This is a genomic window from Thermoactinomyces sp. CICC 10735, assembly GCF_016055175.1.
Lineage (GTDB): Bacteria > Bacillota > Bacilli > Thermoactinomycetales > Thermoactinomycetaceae > Thermoactinomyces > Thermoactinomyces vulgaris.
In genome coordinates this window covers 83574-108660 of sequence record NZ_JAECVT010000002.1, presented here as the reverse complement: position 1 = coordinate 108660, position 25087 = coordinate 83574, and the positions used below count along the sequence as shown (strand labels likewise).

General features: G+C 50.1%; 29 protein-coding genes. 28 read left to right on the top strand and 1 reads right to left on the bottom strand.

What is annotated here, in order from left to right:
• Window positions 1-35: 35 nt before the first annotated feature.
• The 6 genes from sdaAA to coaD all read left to right on the top strand — a co-directional run bounded on the left by sdaAA (window position 36) and on the right by coaD (window position 5083).
• Complete coding sequence (sdaAA, locus tag I8U23_RS03685) at window positions 36-920, top strand: L-serine ammonia-lyase, iron-sulfur-dependent, subunit alpha (protein ID WP_037994864.1); 885 nt, start codon at window positions 36-38, stop codon at window positions 918-920.
• Window positions 917-2968, top strand: a complete 2052-nt coding sequence (gene recG / locus I8U23_RS03680) for an ATP-dependent DNA helicase RecG (RefSeq protein WP_049720269.1) — start codon at window positions 917-919, stop codon at window positions 2966-2968. The genes sdaAA and recG overlap by 4 nt, the downstream gene beginning before the upstream one ends.
• A 140-nt stretch (window positions 2969-3108) precedes the next feature.
• Window positions 3109-3420 carry a hypothetical protein gene (locus I8U23_RS03675; protein ID WP_049720268.1) on the top strand — a complete coding sequence of 104 codons (312 nt, stop codon included), beginning with the start codon at window positions 3109-3111 and terminating at the stop codon, window positions 3418-3420.
• Between the two features lie 82 nt (window positions 3421-3502).
• Window positions 3503-3730 (top strand): hypothetical protein, encoded by a 228-nt coding sequence (locus I8U23_RS03670; RefSeq protein ID WP_037994859.1) that lies wholly within the window; start codon window positions 3503-3505, stop codon window positions 3728-3730.
• A gap of 305 nt (window positions 3731-4035) precedes the next feature.
• Complete coding sequence (gene rsmD, locus I8U23_RS03665) at window positions 4036-4623, top strand: 16S rRNA (guanine(966)-N(2))-methyltransferase RsmD (protein ID WP_037994856.1); 588 nt, start codon at window positions 4036-4038, stop codon at window positions 4621-4623.
• Window positions 4592-5083 (top strand): pantetheine-phosphate adenylyltransferase, encoded by a 492-nt coding sequence (gene coaD, locus I8U23_RS03660; RefSeq protein ID WP_037994855.1) that lies wholly within the window; start codon window positions 4592-4594, stop codon window positions 5081-5083. Before rsmD ends, coaD begins: the two co-directional genes overlap by 32 nt.
• A gap of 8 nt (window positions 5084-5091) precedes the next feature.
• Here coaD and ylbJ read toward each other — a convergent pair whose 3' ends face one another.
• Window positions 5092-6336 (bottom strand): sporulation integral membrane protein YlbJ, encoded by a 1245-nt coding sequence (gene ylbJ / locus I8U23_RS03655; RefSeq protein WP_037994853.1) that lies wholly within the window; start codon window positions 6334-6336, stop codon window positions 5092-5094.
• Between the two features lie 118 nt (window positions 6337-6454).
• Here ylbJ and I8U23_RS03650 point away from each other — a divergent pair, with 118 nt between their 5' ends.
• The 22 genes from I8U23_RS03650 to rimM all read left to right on the top strand — a co-directional run bounded on the left by I8U23_RS03650 (window position 6455) and on the right by rimM (window position 25078).
• The gene (locus I8U23_RS03650; protein WP_049720266.1) at window positions 6455-7261 is read left to right on the top strand and encodes a patatin-like phospholipase family protein; all 807 of its coding nucleotides are present in this window, start codon (window positions 6455-6457) and stop codon (window positions 7259-7261) included.
• Entirely contained in the window at window positions 7245-8285 is a 1041-nt protein-coding gene (locus I8U23_RS03645) for a SepM family pheromone-processing serine protease (RefSeq protein WP_198050777.1), read from the top strand. Before I8U23_RS03650 ends, I8U23_RS03645 begins: the two co-directional genes overlap by 17 nt.
• 55 nt (window positions 8286-8340) lie before the next feature.
• A complete protein-coding gene (locus tag I8U23_RS03640) occupies window positions 8341-8856 on the top strand; it encodes a YceD family protein (protein ID WP_198050776.1) in 516 nt (171 codons plus the stop codon).
• A gap of 53 nt (window positions 8857-8909) precedes the next feature.
• Window positions 8910-9092 (top strand): 50S ribosomal protein L32, encoded by a 183-nt coding sequence (gene rpmF / locus I8U23_RS03635; protein WP_082240639.1) that lies wholly within the window; start codon window positions 8910-8912, stop codon window positions 9090-9092.
• A gap of 143 nt (window positions 9093-9235) precedes the next feature.
• Entirely contained in the window at window positions 9236-9814 is a 579-nt protein-coding gene (fapR, locus tag I8U23_RS03630) for a transcription factor FapR (RefSeq protein WP_037994849.1), read from the top strand.
• Window positions 9814-10788 (top strand): phosphate acyltransferase PlsX, encoded by a 975-nt coding sequence (plsX, locus tag I8U23_RS03625; protein ID WP_037994847.1) that lies wholly within the window; start codon window positions 9814-9816, stop codon window positions 10786-10788. The genes fapR and plsX overlap by 1 nt, the downstream gene beginning before the upstream one ends.
• A gap of 18 nt (window positions 10789-10806) precedes the next feature.
• Window positions 10807-11796 carry a beta-ketoacyl-ACP synthase III gene (locus tag I8U23_RS03620; protein ID WP_198050775.1) on the top strand — a complete coding sequence of 330 codons (990 nt, stop codon included), beginning with the start codon at window positions 10807-10809 and terminating at the stop codon, window positions 11794-11796.
• A gap of 19 nt (window positions 11797-11815) precedes the next feature.
• Complete coding sequence (fabD, locus tag I8U23_RS03615) at window positions 11816-12763, top strand: ACP S-malonyltransferase (RefSeq protein ID WP_049720263.1); 948 nt, start codon at window positions 11816-11818, stop codon at window positions 12761-12763.
• Window positions 12764-12780: 17 nt separating this feature from the next.
• Window positions 12781-13521: a 3-oxoacyl-[acyl-carrier-protein] reductase gene (fabG, locus tag I8U23_RS03610; RefSeq protein ID WP_198050774.1), complete on the top strand. Its 741-nt coding sequence runs from the start codon at window positions 12781-12783 to the stop codon at window positions 13519-13521.
• Between the two features lie 57 nt (window positions 13522-13578).
• Window positions 13579-13818 (top strand): acyl carrier protein, encoded by a 240-nt coding sequence (gene acpP / locus I8U23_RS03605; RefSeq protein ID WP_037994838.1) that lies wholly within the window; start codon window positions 13579-13581, stop codon window positions 13816-13818.
• 85 nt (window positions 13819-13903) lie between these two features.
• The gene (fabF, locus tag I8U23_RS03600) at window positions 13904-15145 is read left to right on the top strand and encodes a beta-ketoacyl-ACP synthase II (RefSeq protein WP_037995103.1); all 1242 of its coding nucleotides are present in this window, start codon (window positions 13904-13906) and stop codon (window positions 15143-15145) included.
• Window positions 15146-15164: 19 nt separating this feature from the next.
• Entirely contained in the window at window positions 15165-15851 is a 687-nt protein-coding gene (gene rnc, locus I8U23_RS03595; protein ID WP_049720261.1) for a ribonuclease III, read from the top strand.
• A 65-nt stretch (window positions 15852-15916) separates the two neighbouring features.
• Window positions 15917-16111: a DUF8066 domain-containing protein gene (locus I8U23_RS03590; RefSeq protein WP_037994836.1), complete on the top strand. Its 195-nt coding sequence runs from the start codon at window positions 15917-15919 to the stop codon at window positions 16109-16111.
• A gap of 81 nt (window positions 16112-16192) precedes the next feature.
• Window positions 16193-16945 carry an IucA/IucC family C-terminal-domain containing protein gene (locus I8U23_RS03585; RefSeq protein ID WP_049720260.1) on the top strand — a complete coding sequence of 251 codons (753 nt, stop codon included), beginning with the start codon at window positions 16193-16195 and terminating at the stop codon, window positions 16943-16945.
• Between the two features lie 123 nt (window positions 16946-17068).
• Window positions 17069-17335 (top strand): hypothetical protein, encoded by a 267-nt coding sequence (locus I8U23_RS03580; protein ID WP_369792446.1) that lies wholly within the window; start codon window positions 17069-17071, stop codon window positions 17333-17335.
• 227 nt (window positions 17336-17562) lie between these two features.
• On the top strand, window positions 17563-21153 hold the full coding sequence (gene smc / locus I8U23_RS03575; RefSeq protein ID WP_198050773.1) for a chromosome segregation protein SMC: 3591 nt from the start codon (window positions 17563-17565) through the stop codon (window positions 21151-21153).
• A 22-nt stretch (window positions 21154-21175) separates the two neighbouring features.
• Window positions 21176-22168, top strand: a complete 993-nt coding sequence (ftsY, locus tag I8U23_RS03570) for a signal recognition particle-docking protein FtsY (RefSeq protein WP_121874234.1) — start codon at window positions 21176-21178, stop codon at window positions 22166-22168.
• Between the two features lie 106 nt (window positions 22169-22274).
• Window positions 22275-22607: a YlxM family DNA-binding protein gene (ylxM, locus tag I8U23_RS03565; RefSeq protein ID WP_037995188.1), complete on the top strand. Its 333-nt coding sequence runs from the start codon at window positions 22275-22277 to the stop codon at window positions 22605-22607.
• Between the two features lie 25 nt (window positions 22608-22632).
• Window positions 22633-23982: a signal recognition particle protein gene (gene ffh, locus I8U23_RS03560; RefSeq protein ID WP_062843176.1), complete on the top strand. Its 1350-nt coding sequence runs from the start codon at window positions 22633-22635 to the stop codon at window positions 23980-23982.
• Between the two features lie 39 nt (window positions 23983-24021).
• Window positions 24022-24294 carry a 30S ribosomal protein S16 gene (gene rpsP, locus I8U23_RS03555; RefSeq protein ID WP_037997307.1) on the top strand — a complete coding sequence of 91 codons (273 nt, stop codon included), beginning with the start codon at window positions 24022-24024 and terminating at the stop codon, window positions 24292-24294.
• A gap of 41 nt (window positions 24295-24335) precedes the next feature.
• The gene (locus I8U23_RS03550; protein WP_037997324.1) at window positions 24336-24569 is read left to right on the top strand and encodes a KH domain-containing protein; all 234 of its coding nucleotides are present in this window, start codon (window positions 24336-24338) and stop codon (window positions 24567-24569) included.
• On the top strand, window positions 24545-25078 hold the full coding sequence (gene rimM, locus I8U23_RS03545) for a ribosome maturation factor RimM (protein WP_198050772.1): 534 nt from the start codon (window positions 24545-24547) through the stop codon (window positions 25076-25078). Before I8U23_RS03550 ends, rimM begins: the two co-directional genes overlap by 25 nt.
• Window positions 25079-25087 lie beyond the last annotated feature (9 nt).

The following is a 25087-nucleotide window of genomic DNA, read 5'->3' as shown; positions in this document are numbered from 1 at the left end:
TGACGGCGGTTTTCTATGAAAAGGGGGTTTCGTTGATGAGATTTCGTACCGTGAGGGAATTGACAGAAGTGGCTCAAACCCTGAAAATCCCGATCTCCGAAGTGATGATCCGGCATGAGGAGGAAGTGATGAATCGTCCGCGGGCAGAGATCGTGGAGGAAATGGGAAAAAATCTGGATGTGATGACAGAAGCGATCGAACGGGGATTGACGGAAGAAATTCGGTCTCACAGCGGCATTACCGGTGGCGATGCGAAAAAAATCCGGGAATACCGGAAAAAAGGCGTGTTTTTATCCGGCACCACGGTTTTGGATGCGGTTTCAAAGGCCACGGCCGTGTCCGAAGTGAATGCCGCCATGGGAACGATTGTCGCAACCCCAACTGCCGGAGCTTGCGGGATTTTACCCGGAGCCATTCATGCAGCGGCTGACAAATTGCAATCGGACCGGGAAACGATGGTTCGCGCTTTATTTACAGCCGGGGCCATCGGATTTTGCATTGCCAATAATGCATGTATTTCCGGAGCCGCCGGGGGATGTCAGGCTGAAGTGGGTTCAGCGACCGCCATGGCCGCCGCCGCTGTGGTGGAGATGGCCGGAGGAACCCCTTCGATGTCGGCAGAAGCGGTTGCCATTGCGTTAAAAAACATGTTGGGGCTGGTTTGCGATCCGGTTGCCGGTTTGGTGGAAGCGCCCTGTGTGAAACGAAATGCCATGGGGGCTTCCATTGCGCTGGTTGCGGCAGATATGGCGATGGCCGGAGTGAAGAGTGTGATTCCTGCCGACGAAGTGATTGATGCCATGTACAAAATCGGCCAATCCATGCCGGCCGCCTTGAAGGAAACGGCTCTGGGAGGGCTTGCGGACACTCCGACGGGAAGGGCATTGGAACAGCGGGTTTTCGGGAATTCCGGAAAATGAAGAAACTGAAAGAGATTTCCGTGGAAGTTCTTCCCGGAGTGGGGAAACAGAAAAAAGAAGCCCTTGCCGAGTTGGGGATCCATTCGATCGCTGATTTATTGTCCTATTTCCCATATCGTTATGAAGACTATCGACTGAGCGACTTGTCTGAAGCCCGGCATGAAGAGCGGGTCACGGTGGAAGGGCAAGTTTACGGGCAACCAAGTGTTCGTTGGTACGGAAAGAAAAAATCAAGAATGACGCTGAAACTCCTGGTTCGAGGCATTCCCGTCCAAGTGGTTTGGTTTAACCAGGCGTTTTTAAAAGATAAACTGCAAGCCGGCAAAACGATTGTCGTCTCCGGAAAATGGGACCGGAACCGGATGCAACTGACAGCGGATCGCACGTGGATCAGTCCGTCGGAAATCGAAAAATATGCCGGCCGGTTTGAACCGGTTTACTCCGTCAGCGGAAAAGTCAAGGTGAACTGGCTCCGCAAATTGATTCATTCAGCCTTTCAAGCGTACGGACAGGAGATCGGGGAGATTTTGCCGCATGCATTAAGGAACAAGTACCGGTTGATTCCGCGGGCCACCGCCATGTATTATCTGCATTTTCCCAAAGGAAAAGAAGAAGGGAGACAGGCGCGGAGGCGCATGGTTTACGAAGAGCTGTTTCTGTACGAATTAAAAATCATGTGGTTGCGCCGGATCCACCGGACGAAGGGAAAAGGGCTGGCGCATGCGTTTCCGGATGAAAAAGTGGAGCAATTCATCGCCGGACTTTCCTTTCCCTTGACCGGAGCCCAACAAAGGGTGACACGCGAAATTCTCAATGATCTCCGCGAACCGGTTCAGATGAACCGCCTGCTGCAGGGGGATGTCGGTTCCGGAAAAACGGTTGTGGCCGCCATCGCGTTATATGCCAATTATTTGAGCGGGTATCAGGGGGCAATCATGGTGCCCACCGAAATTTTGGCGGAGCAACACGCTTCTTCGTTGCGGGGGTTATTGTCTCCTTGGGGGTTAAATGTGATTACGCTGACGGGAAGCATGACGGCGCGGGAAAAAAGAGAGGCGCAAGGCCAAATCAAGATGGGGCTTGCGGATGTGGTCGTGGGGACCCACGCTTTGATTCAGGAAGTGGTGGAATTCCGGAAATTGGGCTTGGTTATTACCGATGAGCAACACCGTTTCGGGGTGAAACAGCGGGCGATGTTCAGGGAAAAAGGGGAAGTGCCGGATGTGTTGCACATGACGGCAACGCCCATTCCGCGGACGCTGTCCATTACAGTGTTTGGCGAAATGGATGTTTCCACGATCGATGAGATGCCAAAGGGAAGACAACCGGTCGATACGTATTGGGTAAAAAAAGAATTGTGGCCGCGCATCGTGAATTTTATCCGGAAAGAATGCCAAAACGGGCGGCAAGCCTATGTGATTTGCCCGCTGATCGAAGAATCGGAAAAACTGGACCTGGAAAATGCGCAAGAAGTGTTTGAACAGCTTGTGACCGAGTTGGCGCCCCTTCGGGTCGGATTGTTGCACGGGCGCATGTCGCCAGCGGAAAAAGAAGAAGTGATGCGTTCGTTTGCCGAAAATGATGTGCAGGTTCTTGTATCCACCACCGTGGTGGAAGTCGGAGTCAATGTTCCCAATGCTACCGTCATGGTGATTTATGATGCCGACCGGTTCGGGCTGGCTCAGTTGCATCAGTTGCGCGGCCGTGTGGGCCGGGGAGGGGGGGCTTCCACCTGTATTCTGGTGGCCAACCCCAAATCGGAAACCGGCAATGAGCGGATGCGGATTATGACCGAAACCACGGATGGATTTGAGATTTCCCGACGCGATTTGATGCTGAGGGGGCCCGGCGATTTTTTGGGGGTGAAGCAAAGCGGGCTTCCTGATTTTAAAGTGGCGGATCTAAACCAGGATTTGACCGTTTTGGAATACGCCCGCGCCGATGCGGCGGAATATGTCAGCCGCGATGATTTTGCGACCTCGGAAGAAACCAAACCTTTATATGAATATCTGTGTGCACAAAACCTGACGGAAGTCAATTTTGACTGAAACAGGTCTGAAACCGGTCATGGATGGCCGGTTTGTTTTTTTATCACAAACTTTTTCTTGCCGAAGACATAAGATATATTGTTCGAAACCGATCCGCCGACGGGTAAAGGTGGTGGATATCACGGCAGGAGGAGTGTTTTATGAATCAGCGTGACGCTTTTTATGTGGAGCTGGCAGAGGAGATCAACCGGACAGTCGGCAGAAATGCCGTTTCTCCCCAAAAAATTAAATCCTTGATCAAACAGGCCAAACAAATTCGCAGATCTTACGGCAAGATGGGGCTTTGGGCTTTTGCCCGGGAATTGCCCTGGCAGATCTTCACCCCCCGGGAAATCGACCGTTTGCAACGTTCGCCGCGTTGGCATGAATTATCCAACCGTTTTGTGGATGCGATGGTGATGGAAGGGGTCATTACTCCGGTTGAAGCCAACATGATCCGCCGTTATTTGTAAAAAAGCATGGGCCTTTCAATCAGACGGATGCCGGGGTGTTGTCATATCGTATAGAGAAATCCGAGTGGAAAGGAGGAGAAGGATGGGAAAAAGAAATCGGGCAAAGAAAAAAGCGATTCGCAAGGCGAAGGCCCCTTCCGACAAAGTTGACAATCTGAAGGTCGAAGAAAATTGGGATGATCCCAAGCCGGAAGAAGCAGCCCCGGTGGCTGTCAACGAATGGGAAGAGGACTGGTTGTTCGGGGATTTGTTTTTGCAACCGGAAGCAGATGAGCCGGCAGAACGCAAAGACTTCGAAGAAGAAAGATAGGATCGTTTCCATGCAAAAAAAAAATGGCTCGCCTCAATAGCGAGCCCCATGTTTCTTACGCATCCATGCGTAAGTCTTCAATGGGAGAGGAGAAACCGGAGGAAGAGCTTATTGGGGAAACGTAAGTCTTCTCCGCGGTTGACAGCATCGCAGCAGATGCTGTCATCATTTATGATTTCCATTTTTCGGGCGTTCATACCTCTTCTTTGAATGTTTTTTACAGATTTTCTTTTGCCGGTTCTTTATGGTAGGATAAGAAACGTAATGCATTCATAATCCATTCATAAAGTCAGGTGTAAAATGATATGCGAATCATTGCTGGAAAAGCCAAAGGAACCCGTTTGAAAATGGTTCCCGGCAAGCATGTTCGCCCGACGGCAGATCGTGTCAAAGAATCCTTGTTTCAAGTGATCGGTCCTTTTTTTGATGGCGGCATGGCCCTGGATTTGTTTGCGGGCACCGGCGCATTGGGGCTGGAAGCTTTGAGCAGGGGATTGGATAAAGCCGTTTTCATCGATTCTTCGCGGACAAGCTGTGATGTGATCCGGATGAATGCCGGTGCTTCCAAATTAAGCGATTCCGTTGAGGTTTACCGGAATGACGTCCAACGGGCGTTGCCGCTTTTAAAAAAGCGCCGTTTACAATTCGATTATATTTTCTTGGATCCTCCTTATAAAAAAAATTTACTGGCTCCCACGATTGAAAAGATTTCCAAGCACGGGTTGTTAAAAGGGGATGGCTTGATTGTTGCCGAACATGAGGCGGAATGCGTTCCCCCGGAAGAGATAGGGGCTTTCCGACGTTATCGCTTGCTAAATTACCGGGATACATCGATTTCTTTATACGAATGGGGTGAGCCGAGTGAAAGTGGCAGTATATCCGGGAAGTTTTGACCCGATTACGTATGGCCATTTGGATATCATTGAGCGCGGAAAAAAAGTGTTTGACAAGATCATCGTGGCTGTCCTGATTAATTCTTCGAAAGATCCATTATTTTCAGTAGAAGAAAGAACGGAAATGATCCGGGAGGCGACCCGGCATCTTTCCAATGTCGAAGTGGACAGCTTTAACGGCCTGTTGGTCGATTACTTGAAAAAAAGAAATCCCCATGCCATCTTACGCGGCCTTCGGGCGATTTCCGATTTTGAGTATGAATTGCAGATTGCCTCCATCAACCGAAAATTAAACGACAAGGTTGAAACCTTTTTTCTGATGACAAGCAACGAACATTCCTTTATCAGCTCGTCGATGGTCAAAGAAGTGGCCCGATACGGGGCGGATGTCAAAGATTTGGTTCCCGGGACCGTGGAGAAAGCGCTCAGAAAAAAATTCAGTGAAAAATTTGCCCGCTGAAACCAGGATCAGCGGGTTTTGTTGTAACGGAAGGATTGGGCGACGGCTTTCGTTTCCTGATAAACCAGCGCCAAAAACCAAATCAGGGTGACGGTGACCGCAAAACCCTGTAAGATTCCCCAGACGGAAAAAGCCACTGGGGAGGTGACCGGGTGAAAGACGGAAAGAATGGTTGTGTCATTTTGCAGAGAATAATTGAAAAACGGAAAAATGATGATGGTGATCAGTGCCGCAAGGAACCCGTGCAGGATTTTGGCGGCAAAGTAAGGATAATACCGGATGTCTGTCCGGCTGATCATGCTGGCGATTTGGGCATGGATGGAAAGGCCGTTCCATCCGATGATCAAGCTGACAATGGCCAATTTATAAAGAATCGGGACGGACGGGTCGACGGAACTGGCAACTTGCGAACCGACGGTGATTTCAAACAACCCGGCTAAAATGGATTCGGACAGTTCCGGCGGAAATGAAAAAAAGGTCAACAGATTGGAGATGCCTTTCAATAGCGGTGCCGTGACCCCCACATAGTTGATCAGATGGGTCAACACGGAAAACATCATGATAAACCCGCCGATTAAAAGCAAGGTCTGAATGGCGGATGTGACGGATTGCCCGATGAGTTGCCCCAGTGTCCGGCCGTCTTGAATCCGGGCCCGGTGCATTGCCGCCATGGCACGGGTCAAAATAAACCCTTTCTTGATGCCGGGGGGAGGGGTCGGCGTGGCTTGTTTTTCATAAAAGCGCATGGAAAATCCGACGATAAATGCGCTGATGTAGTGGGCAACGGCCAGGATCAAGCCGACGGATTTATTTTCAAAAAAACCAACAGCCACCGCTCCGAAAATAAACAAAGGTCCGGCGGTGCTGGTAAAGGATATCAAACGCTCCCCCTCTTCTTTGGAAACCAGATTTTGTTCCCTTAAACGGGCGGTCAGTTTGGCGCCCATGGGGTTGCCGGAAATCAAGCCCACGGCCATGACAAAAGCACCGGCACCCGGAACACGGAAGATGGGGCGCATCAAAGGCTCCAACAATACGCCGAGAAAATGGACCACTCCGAAGCCCATCATCATTTCCGCCGTGATAAAAAACGGCAACAATGCAGGAAAAACGACGTCCCACCAAATATGTAATCCTCTTAATGATGATTTCACGGCTTGCTCCGGGTACATGACCAGGATCACCGCGATGAATAAAGCGACGGATGCCAGCAAAACGGTTTTTAATTGACTTCGGAGAAGGGCTGGATTCATATGCATTCTCTCCTCACAGTAGCTGCATCAATACCATGTCTACGCAACGGGATGGTGGATTAGACCGCTTTGTCCAAATGTTTCGGAAATGCAGATGAGAAAGAAAGGTGGGAAAGGGATGACCAGACCCAAAATCGGATTGGCTTTGAGTTCGGGAGGGGCCAGGGGGTTTGCCCATTTGGGCGTTTTGAAAGTCCTGAAAGAAGAGGGTATTCCCGTCGACTGTGTGGCCGGAAGCAGCATGGGAAGCATCATGGCTGTTCTTTTGGCCAACGGCCTGGATCTTGACATGTGCGAAAAACTTGCTTGTTCTTTAAAAAGAAAATATTGGCTTGATTTTACGGTTCCGCGAAAGGGATTTGTCCCGGGGGAAAAGGTGAAAGCGTTGATTTGCCTGCTTGCACATCATAAGAAATTGGAAGAATTGCAGATTCCGACCGCGATTGTGGCCACTGATCTCGTTACAGGGGAACCGGTTGTGTTTACCGAAGGGCCTGTCGATCAAGCGGTTCGGGCCAGCATTTCCATTCCGGGCATTTTTGAGCCGGTGATCCGGGGAGATCAGGTGCTGGTCGACGGAGGGGTGGCGGACCGCCTGCCCGTTTCGGTGGTGAGAAAACTGGGGGCTGATTTCGTGATCGCCGTGGATGTCATCCCGAGGGCGCCGCAAGCTGAGATCCGAAATATTTTTGATGTAATTACACAAACTTTAATTATCATGGAAAAACAAATAACCGGCCAAAAACGGTCAACCGCCGACTTTTTGATCCATCCGGATGTAGGGGACATCCAAGTGACATCTTTTTCCAGAGTGGAAGAATGCATCCGGCGGGGGGAAGAAGAAGCCAGAGCCCAAATCGACAAATTGAAAGAACGAATCCATCACTGGCAAGGAGAGAAAGCATTGAATGAATTCATGGACTAAACGGGAACGGATTCCTGTCATTGCCTTCATCGGACTGGTGGCGGTCATCGGAGCCCTGTTTCTTGTTCCCATCCCGTATTACACGATTTCGCCGGGATCGGCTGAAGATGTGAGTCCGTTGGTGAACGTAAAGGGGCATCCGCCTGATGAGCAGGGGGATTTTTATCTGACGACGGTCTCGATGAAGGAAGGGGTCCTGATTGATTATCTGTACAGTTTCCTGTCCGGGAATGTGGATTTGATTCACGAAGAGAAAGTGCTGGCCGAAGGCGAGTCGGACGAAGACTATGAACGCAGGCAAGCGGAAAGCATGCAAATGTCACAAAATCATGCTGTGATCGCCGCTTACCGGTATGCCGGGAAACCGGTCACGGTCCGGGTGCGGGGAATCGAAGTTTTGCGTTTGATCGACGGGTCCGGCGGGCTTGAGGAAGGGGACCTGATTACGCAAATCGATCATCAACCCGTCCGGTCGGTGGAACAGTTGACCGGTTACCTCAGCCGGAAAAAAGCCGGGGAGAAGGTTCATGTCCGTGTCGTCCGCCAACAAACCCCCCGGGACCTTCTGGTCCGATTGACTTCCCTGCCGGCAACGAAAGGAAAAGAAAAAGCCGGCCTCGGCATTGTGCCCGTTTTAAAAACCGAAATTCAAACCGATCCTTCTGTCCGGATTGACAGTGCAAAAATCGGAGGGCCTTCAGCCGGGTTGATGTTTTCCCTGGAGGTGTTAAACCGGTTGATGCCGGAAGATTTGACCCGTGGTTACCGGATCGCGGGCACCGGCACCATCTCGCCGGACGGGCAAGTCGGGCAAATCGGGGGCATTGAGTATAAAATCACGGTGGCGGCCGAAAAAGGGGCGGAACTCTTTTTTTGCCCCGCAGACAAAACCCCTGCTGACCAAAATGAAAAGTTGGCAAAAGCGACGGTGAAAGCAAAGAAATTTCCGATGAAAGTGATCCCGGTCCGTTCTTTAAACGAGGCCGTGGAGTATTTGAAACGGTTGCCAAGTCAAAAACATTGACAGAGATTGGTTTGATATCTTATAATAACCCTGTTTTTATACAAGGAGTGGAATTATGCAGATTTTTCTGCACCAATTAAACCAGGCAAAAGATGGGCTGTTGTTTGTAGAGGATACGATTCACTTGACATTGGATGAAGAAGTATCCGGACTTGAACAATTAGCGCCGGTTGACGTGAAAGCCCGTGTGGAGATGGTTGATCCTCATTTTTTTGTTGCCAAAGGGGAATTATCAACCACCGCTGTGTTTTCTTGCGCCAAATGTTTGAGTGAATTCAAGCAGGAAATCAAAGCGAGCTTTGAAGAACATTTTACAGATGATCCGCACCGGGCCGTGGAATCCGAGGAGCAGGAAATTCATTTGGCCGATGAAAATAAACTGGATTTGACTCCGTTTATTCGGGAAGCCTTGTTGCTCCAATTTCCTTATATTCCTGTGTGCCGGGAAGATTGCAAAGGGCTGTGTCCGGAATGCGGAAAAAACCGGAACACCGAATCGTGCCGGTGCCGGGTTGAAAAAATCGACCCCCGGCTTGCGGTTCTGGGGGACTGGTTTCAAAATGATGCGTAACAGTATATGAAACTTCCCGGGCTTGTGTTACATTCTTAGAGGGGGTGAAACAAATGGCAGTACCTTTTCGGCGTACATCTAAAACGCGTAAACGCAAACGTCGTACTCATTACAAACTTTCTGTACCGGGTATGGTAAATTGCCCGCAATGCGGAGCACCCAAATTATCCCACCGCGTATGCAAAGAGTGTGGATATTATAAAGGCTCTGAAGTGGAAGGAGTCGTGAACGACTGATTCACGGGCTCCAAAGACAACAGGACTGGCGCTTTGGTTCGCCAGTCTTTTTTTTGTTGTCAAATGACTCTTTTTTTTATATACTGAATTAGTACCAGGTATTAATAACTGATCATAAAAACGGGAAAGGTGGTGACTCCGTTATGCGGTTATCCAAAAAAGAACGGCAACAGCAAGTGATCCGGGCTTTTGAAGACGAACCGTTCTTGACGGATGAAGAATGTGCCAAACGATTTGGCGTGAGTATTCAAACCATCCGTTTGGACCGGTGGGAGCTGGGGATTCCGGAATTGCGCGAACGTATCAAGCACATGGCTGAGAACCATTTGGATCGTGTCCGGTCCTTGTCGTTGGATGAAGTGATCGGTGACGTGGTGGATTTGCAGCTCGACCATAGCGGAGTTTCCATCCTTGAAATAAAAAAGGAGTATGTTTTTGCACGCAATCACATTGCGCGGGGGCATATTCTGTTTGCTCAAGCCAATTCGCTGGCCATCGCCGTTGCCAACGCGGAAGTCGCCCTGACCGGGGCGGCGGGAATCCGTTTTGTCAGACCGGTTTATCTGGGGGAAAAATGCATTGCCAAAGCCAAGGTCGTCAAAAAATTATCTTCCCGGTTGCAGGTGGACGTGCTGACAAAAGTGAACGGCGAAACCGTTTTTCAAGGCACATTTGATGTGTATTGCCTGGAAGATAAGGAGCTTGTTAAGGAGGAGCTTTGATGCGGATAGCAATTGATGCACATGGAGGAGATCATGCTCCGGACGCAGTGGTGGAAGGGATCAGACAGGCGAAAGAAAAATGGCCGGATTTAAAGATCATTTTAATCGGCCTGAAGGACATGGAAGATCAATTGGCCTTGGATGGCGTTGAGTTCCGGCCGGTGACGGAAAAAATCGAACCGGAAGACAAACCGACCCAAGCCGTTCGGCGGAAAAAAGATTCTTCCATCGTTGTGGGTTGCCAGATGGTCAGAAAGAAAGAGGCCGATGCGTTTATCAGCGGGGGAAACACCGGTGCGCTGATGGCGGCGGGTTTTTTCCACGTCGGCCGGTTGAAAGGAGTCGACCGTCCCGCACTGGCTCCCGTTTTTCCGACCCTCAACGGAAAAGGAATTCTCGTGTTGGATGTCGGCGCAAACCCGGAGGCCAAACCGGAGCATTTAAGGCAGTATGCGACGATGGGAAGCATTTATGCCGAAAAGGTGTTGGGTTTTGAGTCTCCGCGTGTCGGGTTGCTCAATATCGGGACCGAAGAGGGGAAAGGAACAGAACTTACCCGGGAAGCCTATGCGCTGATCGAAAAAGATTTGGCAGCCCGGTTTGTGGGAAATGTGGAAGCCCGCGACATTTTGGAAGGGCCTTGTGAAGTGCTCGTCTGTGACGGTTTTACCGGAAATGTGCTTCTGAAAAACACCGAAGGGGTGGCCAAAGCGGTTTTTGGCCGTTTGAAACAGGAACTCACGGCCAATTTGATGACAAAGTCCATGGCGGCCTTGTTGAAACCGCGCTTGAAAAAGTTTGCCCAAGCGATGGATTACAAGGAGCATGGAGGAGCTCCGCTTTTGGGGCTTAAGGGGCCCGTGATCAAAGCGCACGGTTCTTCCGATGCCAGAGCCTTTTGTAATGCCATCCGGCAAACACGCCGTTTTTTGCAACACGATGTGATTTCGCGGATGGAAGAGGAATTGTCTTAGGAAGAGAGGAGCTGGAAAATGAGGTCAGTGGGTATATTGGGAACGGGATCCTATTTGCCGGAAAAAGTGTTAACCAATGCCGATTTGGAGAAAATGGTGGATACCAATGATGAATGGATCGTAAGCCGGACAGGCATTCGTGAGCGCAGGATTGCGGCTCCGGAAGAAGCTTCTTCCGATTTATCCGTCAAAGCGGCGGAAAAAGCACTGAAAAAAGCCGGGATCCGTGCCGAGGAGCTTGACATGATCATCGTCACGACCGTGACACCGGATATGAATTTTCCGGCGACGGCTTGCTTGGTGCAAGACCGGCTCGGTGCCAAAAAAGCAGCCACGTTTGATTTGTCGGCCGCATGCACCGGTTTTATTTACGGAATATCAACAGGTGCACAGTTCATTGCAACGGGTGTATACAAATATGTGCTGGTGATCGGGGTGGAATGCCTGTCGCGCATTGTTGACTGGACCGACCGGAACACTTGTGTGTTGTTCGGCGATGGTGCCGGAGCCGCGGTGCTCGGTCCGGTGGAAGAAGGATATGGTTTCTTGTCTTTCGAATTAGGAGGAGACGGTTCGGGAGGCAATTTGTTGAATTTGCCGGCGGGAGGATCCCGTCTTCCGGCTTCTGAGAAAACCATCCGGGAGCGCCTTCATTGTGTGCATATGTCCGGACGGGAAGTGTTTAAATTTGCGGTGCGCGTGATGGGAAATGCCACGGAAGAAGCACTGGCCAAAGCAGGTTTGTCAAAAGAAGACATCGATTTTCTTGTTCCTCACCAGGCGAATATTCGCATTATCGATTCTGCAGTGAAACGGCTGGGCCTGACCGAAGACAAAGTGGTTGTGAACCTGGACCGCTACGGGAACATGTCATCCGCCTCGATTCCGGTTGCTCTCGATGAAGCGGTGGAACGCGGACTGATTAAAAAAGGGGATACGATGGTTCTCTGCGGTTTTGGCGGCGGCCTGACCTGGGGGGCAACCGTTTTGAAATGGGCGTTGGATTAAAGAAGAGGGAGGAATCCGAGTGAGCAAGATCGCCTTTGTTTTTCCGGGCCAAGGTTCGCAAAAAACCGGCATGGGATTGGAAATATACAAGGCCACGGAGACCGCGAAACAAGTATTTGCCGATGCGGACAAAACGTTGGGGTATGCCTTGTCGCAACTTTGCTTTGAAGGGCCGGGAGAACAGCTTCGCTTGACGAAAAACACACAGCCTGCCATCCTCACGACAAGCATCGCCTTGTGGAAAGTGCTGGATGCGCAGTTGGACCGAAAACCGGATTTTGTAGCCGGACACAGCTTGGGGGAATATTCCGCATTGGTGGCTGCAGGCTCCCTTTCTTTTGCGGATGCCGTTCTCACTGTACATAAACGCGGAACCTACATGGAAGAAGCGGTTCCGGCCGGTGAGGGGGCAATGTCTGCCGTAATGAACCTGGATCGCGACAAACTGGTGGAAATTTGCAAAGAAGTGTCGCACGAAGGACACGTGGTGGAACCGGCAAATTTCAACTCCCCGAACCAGATTGTGATTTCCGGTCACCAAGCGGCGGTCAAAGAGGCAGGGGAAAAAGCGGTGGAAGCCGGGGCGCGCCGTGTGATTCCGCTTTCGGTCAGCGGACCGTTCCACTCTTCGCTGATGCAACCGGCCGCAGACCGTTTGGCGGACCACCTGGCATCGGTTCCGATCCGCGAGGCGAAAGTGCCGGTGGTGGCCAATGCCACGGCACGGGGAGTGACGGATTCCGAAGCGATTCAGCAACTGTTGGTGCAACAAGTGGCTTCCCCGGTTTTGTGGGAAGACAGTGTGCGATACATGCTGGAGGAAGGGGTCACCGTCTTTGTCGAGATCGGAGCCGGTAACGTATTGTCCGGACTGATCAAAAAAGTGGACCGGAAAGTCAAGACCCTCTCCGTTCAGGATCCGGAATCGTTAAAACAAGCGGTTGAAACCTTACAATCTCTCAAATAGGGAAGGAGAGACTGCGGATGTTGACAGGGAAAATTGCATTTGTGACGGGCGGTTCGCGCGGGATCGGACGAGCCGTGGCGCTGTCTTTGGCCGATGCCGGTTGCGACGTGGCCGTCTTTTACGCGGGAAACCATCAGGCTGCGGAAGAAACGGTGGCGGTCATCAAAGAAAAAGGGCGCAATGCCGTGGCGGTTCAAGTTGATGTTTCCAAAGCGGATCAAGTGGAACGCGCTTTTAAGAAAGCGGAATCCACTTTGGGGAAAGTGGATATTTTGGTGAACAATGCCGGCATCACGCGGGACAACTTATTGATGCGCATGAAAGAAGAAGACTGGGAACAGGTGATTGACACCAACTTGAAAGGGGTCTTCCTGTGCACCAAAGCTGTTGCCCGCACCATGATGAAGAAGCGGAGCGGCCGGATCATCAACATCAGTTCCATTGTCGGCATTGTCGGCAACCCGGGACAAGCCAATTACGTCGCGGCCAAATCCGGAGTGATTGGGATGACCAAAACGATTGCAAAAGAACTGGCCGGCCGCGGGATCACCGTGAATGCCGTGGCACCGGGTTACATCGATACCGACATGACCAGCCGGTTGGATGACACGATCAAGGAGCAGATGTTATCCGCCATTCCGCTGGGCCGGTTTGGCAAACCGGAAGATGTGGCGGAAGTCGTCAAGTTTTTGGCTTCCGATGCCGCCGCTTACATCACCGGTCAAACCATTCAGGTGGATGGCGGCATGGTCATGTAATCCGTTGATTGCTTGTCCACAATCAAATGCGTATAATACGAAAGGGAGGTGAAAGAAATGGCAGAAACAACGTTAGAACGAGTGAAAAAAATCATTGTGGAAAACTTAAGCGTTGAACCGAGTGAAGTAACGTTGGAAGCAAACATCAAAGAAGATCTCGGTGCAGACTCTCTCGATGTGGTGGATCTCATCATGGAACTTGAAGATGAGTTTGACATGGAGATCTCCGATGAAGAGGCTGAAAAAATCGCCACGGTCGGAGATGTCGTGGAATACATCGAAAAAAACCAACAATAAGCATTTTTTGTACTTATTCTAAAGTCCCGTATCATGCGGGACTTTACACACCTAATCGTATGAATGAGGAAAGGCGGTGGACCAGATGAACCGGGTTGTCATCACTGGTCTTGGAGTCATTTCTCCTCTGGGCAATGATATTGATACCTTTTGGAATCATTTGATTCAGGGAAAATCCGGAGTGAGTACGATCACGCGGTTTGATACTTCGGATTTTGCAGTCAAGATTGCTGCGGAAGTGAAAGATTTTAATCCATTGGATTTTATGAATAAAAAAGATGCCAAAAGAATGGACCGCTTTGTCCAATTTGCCGTGGCCGCATCCAAAATGGCTCTTGAGCATGCCGGACTGGACATGGACAAAGTGGAAAAAGAACGGGTCGGCACTTACATCGGCTCGGGAATCGGCGGACTGGAAACGTTGGAGGAACAGCACAAAGTCATGATGAAACGGGGACCGCGGCGGGTCAGTCCTTTCTTCGTTCCCATGATGATTGCCAATATGGCATCCGGTATCGTTTCCATTCAAATCGGGGCCAAGGGACCCAACAGCGCGGCCATTTCGGCATGTGCCACCGGAACGCACTGTGTCGGCGATGCTTTTAAAATTTTGCAACGCGGCGATGCAGACGTCATGATCGCGGGTGGAACCGAAGCCACCATTTTGCCGATGGCAGTTGCCGGTTTTTCAGCGATGGGGGCATTGTCCACCAACAATGAGGCTCCGGAAAAAGCCAGCCGTCCGTTTGACAGGGACCGTGACGGATTTGTCATGGGGGAAGGCGCCGGCGTGTTGGTTCTGGAAACCTTGGAACATGCACAAAAACGTGGAGCCAACATCATTGCGGAAGTTGTCGGATACGGCATGACTGCGGATGCTTATCACTTGACAAGTCCTGATCCGGAAGGGGACGGGGCAAAACGCAGCATGCTGATGGCTGTCAAAGATGCCGGACTGGAGCCGGAAGATGTGGACTACATCAATGCACACGGCACGTCCACCGATTACAATGACAAATTTGAAACCATGGCGATCAAAGGCGCATTTGGCGAGCATGCCAAACGTTTGGCCATTAGCTCGACCAAATCCATGACCGGCCATTTGCTGGGGGCAGCCGGCGGCATTGAAACCATTGCAACGGCACTCGCCATTAAAGAAGGCATTGTTCCGCCGACCATCAACTTGGAAAATCCGGATCCGGATTGTGATTTGGATTATGTTCCGAATGAAGCGCGGAAAATGCGGGTGCGTGCGGCCCTGTCCAATTCGCTCGGATTCGGGGGGCATAATGCAACCATTGCCTTGAAAGAATATCAGGAGGCATAAGGAAAAGGGGTGAAACGGAATGGATCTGGCACGATTGGAGCAAATCACCGGATTAAAGTTTCATAACCGAAAACTATTCCAACAAGCGTTCACCCATACTTCATTTACGCATGAGAAAAAGGCGACCGGCGTGCATCCGGATAATGAGCGGTTGGAATTTTTGGGGGATGCCGTTTTGGAATTGGCGGTTTCAGAGTATTTGTTTCAACGGTATCCCAAAATGAGCGAAGGAGACTTGACACGCACGAGGGCCCGTGTCGTGTGTGAAGCTTCATTGGCCTCCTTTGCCAAAGAGCTGGGATTTGGTGAACATGTCCGCTTGGGAAAAGGAGAAGAGATGACCGGAGGACGTTCACGGCCATCTCTTCTGGCTGACGTGTTCGAAGCGTTTATCGGAGCGCTCTTCTTGGACAGCGGGCTGGAGCAGGTGAAAAAGTTTTTGGAGCGCGTTGTGTTTCCAAAAGTGAATAGTGATTGGCTGAAAAACATGCTGGATGCCAAAAGTCAATTGCAGGAAGTCGTTCAGCAAGGACGGCTGGGAACTTTGGAATACCGCATTGTGGAGACAAAAGGTCCGGCTCATGACCGCCATTTTGTCGTCGAGGTGTGCTTGGACCAAAAACCTATCGGGAAAGGGACGGGCCGGTCCAAAAAAGAGGCGGAACAACGTGCTGCTTCAGAGGCGTTGGCAAGATGGAGAACTTAAGCGTATGAACCACCGCAAATATACATTACGGTGGTTTTTGTTTTTGATAAGAGGGGGGGAGAAACATGGAAGTGATTGCGCCTGTTTTTTTTCAAGTTTTTTCAATCATGGCCATCATTCTCCCTGTTTCCGGGGGGATTTTTGCTTTGTTCCTGTTGTACAGAGGGGTGAAAGCATTGGAAGGGATCCGGGACACCTTGGAAAAGTTTGCAGGTGGCCAAAACCCGAAAAATGAGGAGCACCCAGATGAACAAAACTGAAAAGGGGATAGACCTTTCCGTTTGCATCCATTATAATTGATAATAAATATCATTTTCAGCAAGCGGAAAGGGGTTTTCAACATGCCCCCTGTCAGTTATGCAGTGGATATCTTACCGACGCAATTTCATATTGTCTTTCCGGAAGAAAATGATTCCTCTTTCATGTTGCTTTCCGGGCGGGAACTGTTGAAACATGAAGTGTGCGTTCGTTTGTTGGAAGAGTGGTCGGAACGGATGAAGGTGAATTCCTTGAGCGTTGTGGCTTCTCAATTTTCCAAACATTACAGTTTTACGGTTGTGGTTCCTGCTTTGTATGCGATGAGCGCATTAAATGAACGATTGGATTTTTCGCCGGACAATGTGCGGATTCAAACCACTTGGCAACATCAGCGTTTGAACATGCAATTGCAATTGCGCGATTGGAAAGCACAAGCGATGAGGGAGAAAAACCGGAAGTTTTTGCGTGAGCAATTATTGACATCATTATTTACTCATCATATTGCTCCCCTTTGGCATCAATTGCACCGTCTGATTGGCATTCCTTTATCGATTTTGTGGGAAAACCTCGCCGGATATATTTATTGGTTATATGAATCCAAATTAAAAGAAGATGACCAGGTGAATCCGTCCTTGGCCCAAGATGATTTTCATTATTTGCTTTCCGGGGCGGAGGCCGGCATGTTTCGCGAAAAAGTTCAACCCATTGGCCGTTACTATGCCGGTGCTCAGGCAAGAGTCCGAAAAACTTGTTGTTTGTATTATCTGGCCAGTGAAGATCAGGTTTGTTGCCAAAATTGTCCGCGCTTACAACAACGCGGCCCGGCAAATGGATGAAACAAGGACGATATTTCAGGAAAAGCCGCTTCGACATTTACCGGGAGGCGGCTTTTTTTTAGAGGAAATAGCGGTTAAACCGGAAAATCAAGTAATAAGCGGTCTGAAAGGAGAGGAAGGATCATGGATTTTTGTTCGTATCAGGACTTTCAAAAAGTGGAACTGAGGATCGGGCAAATTGTCAAAGTTGCTCCTTTTCCCAAAGCCAAAAAACCCGCCTACCAATTGTGGATCGATTTTGGCGAAAAGCTGGGAGTGAAAAAAAGCAGTGCCCAAGTGACAAAACGGTATCAGCCGAAAGAGCTGGAGGGCCGGAAAGTGGTCGGTCACCAATTTGCCGCCCAAGCAGATCGCCGATTTTCAATCGGAAGTGTTGGTGCTCGGAGTTGATTCGGTCCAAGGCGGGGTGACACTCTTGGACAACGATCATGAAGCTCCTTTGGGAAGCAGGGTTTATTGACAGACGGATGTTGATGAATCTGTGATCAATATGAAAAAAATCAATCCCGCCCGTTTTTTTGTGCTAAAATATATCAGTTCATCCACTTTGTAAGGGTTGTGCTCTTTCTTTACAGACATGAGAAGAGCATTATTTTTTGGGGAGAGGAGGGCTGTTTGTGTATTTAAAACGACTGGAGATGAATGGTTTTAAATCCTTTGCCGACCGGACGGAATTGGAATTTGTTCCCGGGATCACCGCCGTGGTCGGGCCGAACGGCAGCGGAAAAAGCAATGTGACCGACAGCATCCGCTGGGTACTGGGGGAACAAAGCGCCAAATCCCTGCGCGGCAATAAAATGCAGGATGTGATTTTTGCCGGCAGTGACACCCGGAAACCGGTCGGTTTTTGTGAAGTCTCGATGACGTTTGATAATTCGGATCACCGCCTGCCCCTGGATTATTCCGAAGTGACTATCACCCGGAGGGTTTACCGTTCAGGGGAAAGCGAGTATCTCTTGAATAAACAACCCTGCCGGTTGAAAGACATTCATGAGCTGTTCATGGACACCGGAATCGGGAAAGATGCCTACTCCATGATTGGGCAAGGCAAGATTGATGAAATTTTAAGCTCAAAATCCGAAGACCGCCGCATTATTTTTGAAGAGGCGGCCGGGATTGTCAAATACAAAACGAGGAAAAAAGAAGCCGAAAAAAAACTGGAGGACACCGAACAAAACCTGGCGCGCATCCATGATCTGATCCATGAAATTGAAAGCCAGGTGGAGCCTTTAAAAGAACAGGCCGATAAAGCCCAAAGATTTAAAGAATTGAAAGAAACCTTGAAAAATGTGGAGATCGGCTTATATGTACATAAAATTGAATCGTTGCACGATGAATGGGAAAAAGTGACGACGCAAGCGAAAAAATTGAAAAATACACAGGTTTCACTGGCGGCCGAAATCACAAAAAAAGAAATCGCTTTGGAAGAATTAAAACAAACACTGCACGAAGTGGAGACCCAATGGGAACAGGTCCAAACCCGTTTGATCACCATCAGCGAAGAGCTGGAAAAAGCGGAAGGACAAAAAGAAGTGCAATTGGAGCGGGTGAAAAACCGCAAAGAAAACAGACAACAATTAATTGAACGGATTTCCCTGTTGAAGGAAGAATTAAAGCGGTTGAAAAGCGAAGAAGAGCAGGCAGCCGGGGAACTGGAGCGGAAAAAACAAGAATTAAAGGAAAAGGAAAAAGAGCTTGCGGTATTTAAATTGCGACTGACGGGAGTCACCGGTGATGAGGGCGAGCAACTGCAATCATTAAATGAGAAGTGGCAGGCCCATGAGAAAAAATTGGTGGCTCTTTCCAGTGAAAAGCAATATACGAAAGATCACCTCAAACAGTTAAAAGAACGGGCCCGGTCGCTCGGTGAGACGAAAAAGCAATTGGAGAAAGAGGAAGAAGAACACGAAAAGCAATCGGAACAATTGGCCGCTTCAATCCATGAAGTGGAGCAGGCATTGAAACAGGCGGCGGATGAAGTGCGCACCCTTGCGGAAGAACGCGAACGGTTGGAAGAAGAAGAGAAAAAATGGACGGGGGAATTGCGCCAGGCCGAGCAGGTGTTTAACCGCCTCCGCTCCCAGTTGGAATGGATGAGGGAAGTGGAAGCGGAGCATCAAGGGTTTATGCAAGGGGTGAAAGAAGTTTTGCGTGCCCGTGACCGGGGCGTTCCTTCTTTGAAGGGGGTTCACGGGGCGGTGGCCGAACTCCTTCAGGTGCCGGAAGAATATGAGGCGGCGCTGGAAACCGCTTTGGGAAGTGCATTGCAACATATCGTCGTGGAAGATGAAGCCACCGGACGCGGCGGAATCCGGTATTTAAAAGAAAGAAGATTGGGACGGGCCACTTTTTTGCCGCTTTCTGTCATCAAGCCACGGAACATGGAGTCATGGGAATTGGACAGTTGCCGCCGGGTGGACGGTTTTGTGGGCGTCGGGTCCGACTTGATTCAGTATGATCCGCGTTACCAAGCATTGTTTTCTTATTTGTTGGGCAGAGTGGTTGTGACACGGACCCTGGAACAGGCCAATCAACTGGCGCGGATTTTATCTTACCGCTACCGGGTGGTGACCCTGGATGGAGACGTTGTCAATCCCGGGGGATCGATGACGGGAGGAAGCCGCAAACAAAGCAAAACCAATCTTCTGGGCCGAAACCGCCAATTGGAAGAATTGGAAACCCGTTTGAAAGATGCCGAAACAAAGGTGCGCCAAGTACAGCAGACCTTGGATGAGATCAACCGCCGCAAGCAGGAATTGGAAGACAAGTGGGAACAGGTCCGCAAACAAGGAGAAGAGCGGAGGCTGAGAGAACAGGAGCTGCGCAGCCGAGAACGCGAATGGTCTTTGGCCCGGCAAAATGTGGTGCAGAAAAAAGAAGAAATCCTGGCAGAGATCGGGCAGGTGCAAAAGCAAAAAGAAGCTTACCGTGCGCAGTTGGAAAACATCGACCGGGAAATCGCCGCGTTGCAAAAAGAGCAGGAAGCTCTTGAACAACTGCTGAAAGAGTCGCAGGAAAAAGCAAAAGAGCAGGCCCACACCCGGGAGGAAGTCAGCGAAAAAATTACGGAATTGCGCATTCAAGTGGCCCAAGTCAGCCAGGAGATCACAAACTTGGAACAAAACTTGCATCGCACGCGGAAAGAAATCAAGCGGGTCACCGGTCAAAAAGAAGCGGCCGCCGGGGAACTGGAGGCGCTCGAAGACCATCAGGAGAATAACCAGGTTCAAATGGACCGGTTGGAAGAAACCATCCGGCATCTCAAAGAAAACAAAGAGCAAGTCCAGATGCAATTGAATGAAATCCGCAAGCGGCGTGAACAGATGTTGCTCATGCGGGAGAGCCTGGAAAAAGAAGTCAGACAGATGCAACAGTCGCACCGGCAACAGGAGCAAGATTTGCATGAATTGGAAGTGCGCGGCAACCGCCTGGATGTGGAATTGAATCACCTGTTGAACAAGTTGGCGGAAGAATATGAGATCAGTTTCGAACGGGCCAAGCAACAGTATCCCGTCCCGGAAGAACCCAAACAGGCGGAAAAGGAAGTCCGTTCACTGAAAGGAAAAATCGCCGCCCTCGGCGATGTCAACCTGGGAGCGATTGAAGAGTATGAACGGTTGAAAGAACGTTACGACTTTCTGAAATCGCAAGAAACCGACTTGCTGGAAGCCAAAGAAAAACTTTTTGAGATTATCCATCAATTGGTTGAAGAAATGGGCCGGCGGTTTGAAGAAAGTTTTGAACTGATCCGCATCGAGTTTCAAGATGTGTTTGTGAAAATGTTTGGCGGCGGCCGGGCCGATTTGAAACTCAGCGAGCCGGACAATCTCTTGGAGACCGGCATTGACATTATTGCACAGCCACCCGGAAAAAAATTGCAAAACCTGAATCTGCTCTCCGGCGGGGAAAGAGCCCTTGCGGCGTTGGCACTTTTGTTTGCGGTGCTCCGGATCAAGCCGGTTCCGTTTTGTGTGCTGGATGAGGTGGACGCGGCTTTGGATGAAGCCAATCTGACGAGATACACGCAATATATGCAGGAATTTTCGGGGGAAACGCAGTTTATTATTATCACCCATCGTAAACATACCATGGAAGGTGCCGATGTGTTGTATGGAATTACCATGCAGGAATCGGGCGTATCCAAACTGGTATCGGTGAAGCTGGAAGAGTATGATGATAAAGTGGAAGTTGCCGCCACAAAGGAATAATGCAAGAGATGGGAGGAACAACATGAGTTTTTTCCGGAAATTAAAGGATCGCGTGTCCAAAAAAACGGAGACGGTCACCCAGAAGTTTGTGACCGGATTGAGCACGAGCAGGGATCAATTTGTCGGGGCCATCTCCAACCTGTTCAGCGGACGCAGCAAAATTGACGAGGATTTGTATGAAGAATTGGAGGAAATTCTCATTGGCGCCGATGTGGGGGTCCAAACCACGATGTACTTGGTGGAGCGTCTGCGCGATGAGGTGAAAGAGCGGAAAATCAAAGACCCCGTGGAATTAAAACCGCTGTTGTCGGAATTGATCGCCGAGATTCTCACGAAGGATGAAGAGGAACAGGGATTGCGGTTTAATGAAGACGGCCTGACGGTCTTTTTGTTCGTGGGAGTCAACGGTGTCGGAAAAACCACCACGATCGGAAAACTGGCACACCGGCTTAAGAATGAAGGGAAGAAAGTGGTGTTGGCCGCGGGAGACACCTTTCGCGCCGGGGCCATTGAACAACTGGAAACCTGGGGCCGACGTGCCGGGGTGGATGTGATCAAACATCAAGCCGGTTCCGATCCGGCGGCGGTCATTTATGACGGCATTCAGGCGGCCAAGTCCCGCAAAGCGGATGTATTGCTTTGTGATACGGCCGGCCGGCTGCAAAACAAAGTGAATTTGATGGAAGAGTTGAAAAAAGTTCACCGCGTGGTGACCCGGGAGGTGCCCGGAGCGCCGCATGAGGTTTTATTGGTGCTGGATGCCACCACCGGACAAAATGCATTGGTACAAGCGAAACAATTCCGGCAAGCCGTCAATGTTTCCGGAATCGTCCTGACCAAACTGGACGGCACGGCCAAAGGCGGAATCGTGATTGCCATTGACCATGAGCTGGGATTGCCCGTGAAATTGGTCGGGCTGGGGGAACAGGCGGATGACTTGCAGGAATTTGATTCTGAACAATTTTTGCACGCCTTGCTGCAGGACATGATGGAAGAGGAAGCTTCCGAAGGCTGAAAAATTTTCTCTTGCAAGGAAAAATCCTTGACATCGCTTTGGGTCTCCGATATATTATACAACCGTAAAGGTTATTGCCTTGACGGCGTTTGGGGGGATCACTCCCGTGTTGGATCAAACTACCCAAATGAATTTGCTTTATGATTTTTACGGCACGTTGTTGACGGAAAAACAACGTTCGTTGCTTGAACTATATTATGTGGAAGACTGGTCATTGGGTGAAATCGCTGAGCATCAGGGAGTCTCCCGACAGGCAGTCTATGAGGCGATTAAGCGAGCCCAATCCACCATGCTTGATTTGGAAAAAAGTTTGGGATTGGTGAAAAGTCACCTGAAACGGCAACAATTGATCGAAACGATCAAGAGCCGGTTAGATCAAATGCCAGAAGCAGCCAAAGCAATCGGGCCGTTGATCCGGGAGTTGGAGAAGCTCGATTAATCAGCCATGTGAGGAGGGGGCCATCATGGCGTTTGAAGGTTTATCGGAAAGACTGCAATCCGTCATGCGGAAGTTGCGTGGCAAGGGGAAAGTGACTGAAGCGGATGTAAAAGAAGCGATGCGGGAAGTCCGCTTGGCATTGCTCGAAGCGGATGTGAACTTCAAAGTCGTGAAACAGTTCATCGACCGTGTGAAAGAGCGGGCGGTCGGACAAGAAGTGATGAAAAGTTTAACCCCCGGCCAGCAAGTGATCAAAGTGGTGAATGAAGAGTTGACCCGGCTGATGGGGGGAGAACAAAGCAAACTGCATCAAGCCCAGAAGTCACCGACGATCATCATGATGGTTGGATTGCAGGGTGCCGGTAAAACGACCACTTCTGGCAAATTGGCCCGCTATCTCAAAAAGCAGAATCGCCGTGCCCTCTTGGTGGCGGGAGACGTTTACCGGCCGGCGGCGATCAGACAATTGGAAGTGTTGGGGGAAAGTTTGGACACGCCCGTTTTCTCCATGGGAGATCAAGAAAGCCCCGTGGTGATCGCGGAGAAAGGCGTCCAAAAGGCCAAAGAAGAAGGCTTTGATTATGTCATCATCGATACGGCGGGGCGCCTGCACATCGATGATGAGATGATGGACGAGTTGAGGCAGATCCGCGAAAAAATTTCGCCGCATGAAATCCTGCTTGTGGTGGATGCGATGACCGGGCAGGATGCGGTCAATGTGGCAGAACACTTTCATCAGCAACTGGGGCTGACGGGTGTGGTTCTGACGAAGCTGGATGGCGACACCCGCGGAGGAGCGGCTTTATCCGTCAAAGCGGTGACCGATTGCCCGATCAAATTTGTCGGAACGGGGGAAAAAACGGATTCGCTTGAACCGTTCTTCCCGGACCGGATGGCATCCCGCATTTTGGGAATGGGCGACGTGCTGACGTTGATCGAAAAAGCCCAGTCTGCGGTGGATGAGGAAAAAGCCAAAGAGATGGAACGGAAAATGCGCACCTTGTCTTTTACTTTTGATGATTTTTTGGATCAATTGCAACAAGTGCGCAAGATGGGCCCGCTCGAGGACATGCTTTCCATGTTGCCGGGAGCGGGGGCGATGAAAGGTTTGAAAAACGTTCAAGTGGATGAAAAACAGCTGGTGAAAGTCGAAGCGATCATCCGTTCCATGACGCCACAGGAAAAATCCCATCCGGAAATCATCAATGCCAGCCGGCGCAAAAGGATTGCACAAGGCAGCGGTACCACGGTGCAAGATGTGAATCGCCTGTTGAAGCAATTTAATGACATGAAGAAAATGATGAAGCAATTCTCCCAAATGGCAAAAGGCGGGAAGAAGAGAAAACGCAGAGGTTTTCCTTTCCCCTTTATGTGATAAACATCATTCTTGACTTTGATGAGGAGGTGAAAAGTGATGGCAGTGAAAATTCGTTTGAGAAGAATGGGAGCCAAAAAAGCACCATTTTATCGTGTGGTCGTGGCTGATTCCCGCGCTCCCCGTGACGGACGTTCCATTGACGAAATCGGATACTACAATCCGATCACGGAACCGGCCACAGTGAAAATCGACGAAGAAAAAGCCCTCTCTTGGTTGGCCAAAGGTGCGCAACCTTCCGACACGGTTCGCAACCTGTTCAAAAGAGAAGGGATTCTGAAAAAAGTTCACGAACAAAAACATGGCAAATAATGAAATGGTCTTGATCCGACAGGAGGACCAAGATGAAAGAACTGAAAGAACTGATTGAATACATGGCGGCGCCACTGGTCGACCATCCGGAAGAAATCCGGGTGGATGAAGTGGAGAAAGATGATGTCATCATCTACCGATTGTCCGTCACCAAAGAGGATTTGGGAAAGGTTATCGGCAAACAGGGACGGGTTGTGCAGGCGATCCGTTCCGTGGCCAAAGCTGCTGCCTGGAAGGAGAAGAAACGGGTATGGGTGGAAATCATGAATACTTAAATGTGGGCCGGATTGTCGGAACACATGGCATTCGCGGGGAAGTTCGTGTCCAATCCAACACGGATTTTCCAGAAGTCCGTTTTGCACCCGGCAGCCGGCTGATCCTCCTTCCTCCGCAAGAAGAGGAACCGATGGTGCTGACGGTGGAAAAAAACCGCATCCATCAATCCGTCTATTTGGTCAAGTTCCGCGAATGGGACAATATCAACCAAGCCGAACCTTTCAAAGGAGGACGATTGGTGGTCCATAAAGAAGATCAGGTGCCTGTCGATGAAGAAAGTGGAGAATATTATTTCCACCAGATTGTCGGCCTGACGGCTGTCACGACCGATGGACAAGAACTGGGCCGGGTCAAAGAAATCTTGACGCTTCCGGCCAATGATGTTTGGGTGATTCAGCCGGCCGATCAGAAAAAAGACATTTTGATTCCTTATATTTCCGAGATTGTCAAAGATGTCGATCTCAAGGAAAAACGCATCACGATTGAGTGGATGGAAGGACTGGCGTAACCTTGGCAC

Coding starts and splice junctions, on each gene's coding strand:
- plsX (WP_037994847.1), top strand. CDS start 9,814: ATGCGGATAGCAATTGATGCACATGGAGGAGATCATGCTCCGGACGCA.
- rpmF (WP_082240639.1), top strand. CDS start 8,910: ATGGCAGTACCTTTTCGGCGTACATCTAAAACGCGTAAACGCAAACGT.
- I8U23_RS03645 (WP_198050777.1), top strand. CDS start 7,245: ATGAATTCATGGACTAAACGGGAACGGATTCCTGTCATTGCCTTCATC.
- rpsP (WP_037997307.1), top strand. CDS start 24,022: ATGGCAGTGAAAATTCGTTTGAGAAGAATGGGAGCCAAAAAAGCACCA.
- I8U23_RS03590 (WP_037994836.1), top strand. CDS start 15,917: ATGGAAGTGATTGCGCCTGTTTTTTTTCAAGTTTTTTCAATCATGGCC.
- rsmD (WP_037994856.1), top strand. CDS start 4,036: ATGCGAATCATTGCTGGAAAAGCCAAAGGAACCCGTTTGAAAATGGTT.
- rnc (WP_049720261.1), top strand. CDS start 15,165: ATGGATCTGGCACGATTGGAGCAAATCACCGGATTAAAGTTTCATAAC.
- sdaAA (WP_037994864.1), top strand. CDS start 36: ATGAGATTTCGTACCGTGAGGGAATTGACAGAAGTGGCTCAAACCCTG.
- recG (WP_049720269.1), top strand. CDS start 917: ATGAAGAAACTGAAAGAGATTTCCGTGGAAGTTCTTCCCGGAGTGGGG.
- I8U23_RS03585 (WP_049720260.1), top strand. CDS start 16,193: ATGCCCCCTGTCAGTTATGCAGTGGATATCTTACCGACGCAATTTCAT.
- ftsY (WP_121874234.1), top strand. CDS start 21,176: ATGAGTTTTTTCCGGAAATTAAAGGATCGCGTGTCCAAAAAAACGGAG.
- rimM (WP_198050772.1), top strand. CDS start 24,545: ATGGGTGGAAATCATGAATACTTAAATGTGGGCCGGATTGTCGGAACA.
- I8U23_RS03670 (WP_037994859.1), top strand. CDS start 3,503: ATGGGAAAAAGAAATCGGGCAAAGAAAAAAGCGATTCGCAAGGCGAAG.
- I8U23_RS03580 (WP_369792446.1), top strand. CDS start 17,069: ATGGATTTTTGTTCGTATCAGGACTTTCAAAAAGTGGAACTGAGGATC.
- acpP (WP_037994838.1), top strand. CDS start 13,579: ATGGCAGAAACAACGTTAGAACGAGTGAAAAAAATCATTGTGGAAAAC.
- fabG (WP_198050774.1), top strand. CDS start 12,781: ATGTTGACAGGGAAAATTGCATTTGTGACGGGCGGTTCGCGCGGGATC.
- I8U23_RS03640 (WP_198050776.1), top strand. CDS start 8,341: ATGCAGATTTTTCTGCACCAATTAAACCAGGCAAAAGATGGGCTGTTG.
- I8U23_RS03650 (WP_049720266.1), top strand. CDS start 6,455: ATGACCAGACCCAAAATCGGATTGGCTTTGAGTTCGGGAGGGGCCAGG.
- ylbJ (WP_037994853.1), bottom strand. CDS start 6,336: ATGAATCCAGCCCTTCTCCGAAGTCAATTAAAAACCGTTTTGCTGGCA.
- I8U23_RS03675 (WP_049720268.1), top strand. CDS start 3,109: ATGAATCAGCGTGACGCTTTTTATGTGGAGCTGGCAGAGGAGATCAAC.
- fapR (WP_037994849.1), top strand. CDS start 9,236: ATGCGGTTATCCAAAAAAGAACGGCAACAGCAAGTGATCCGGGCTTTT.
- ffh (WP_062843176.1), top strand. CDS start 22,633: ATGGCGTTTGAAGGTTTATCGGAAAGACTGCAATCCGTCATGCGGAAG.
- I8U23_RS03620 (WP_198050775.1), top strand. CDS start 10,807: ATGAGGTCAGTGGGTATATTGGGAACGGGATCCTATTTGCCGGAAAAA.
- fabF (WP_037995103.1), top strand. CDS start 13,904: ATGAACCGGGTTGTCATCACTGGTCTTGGAGTCATTTCTCCTCTGGGC.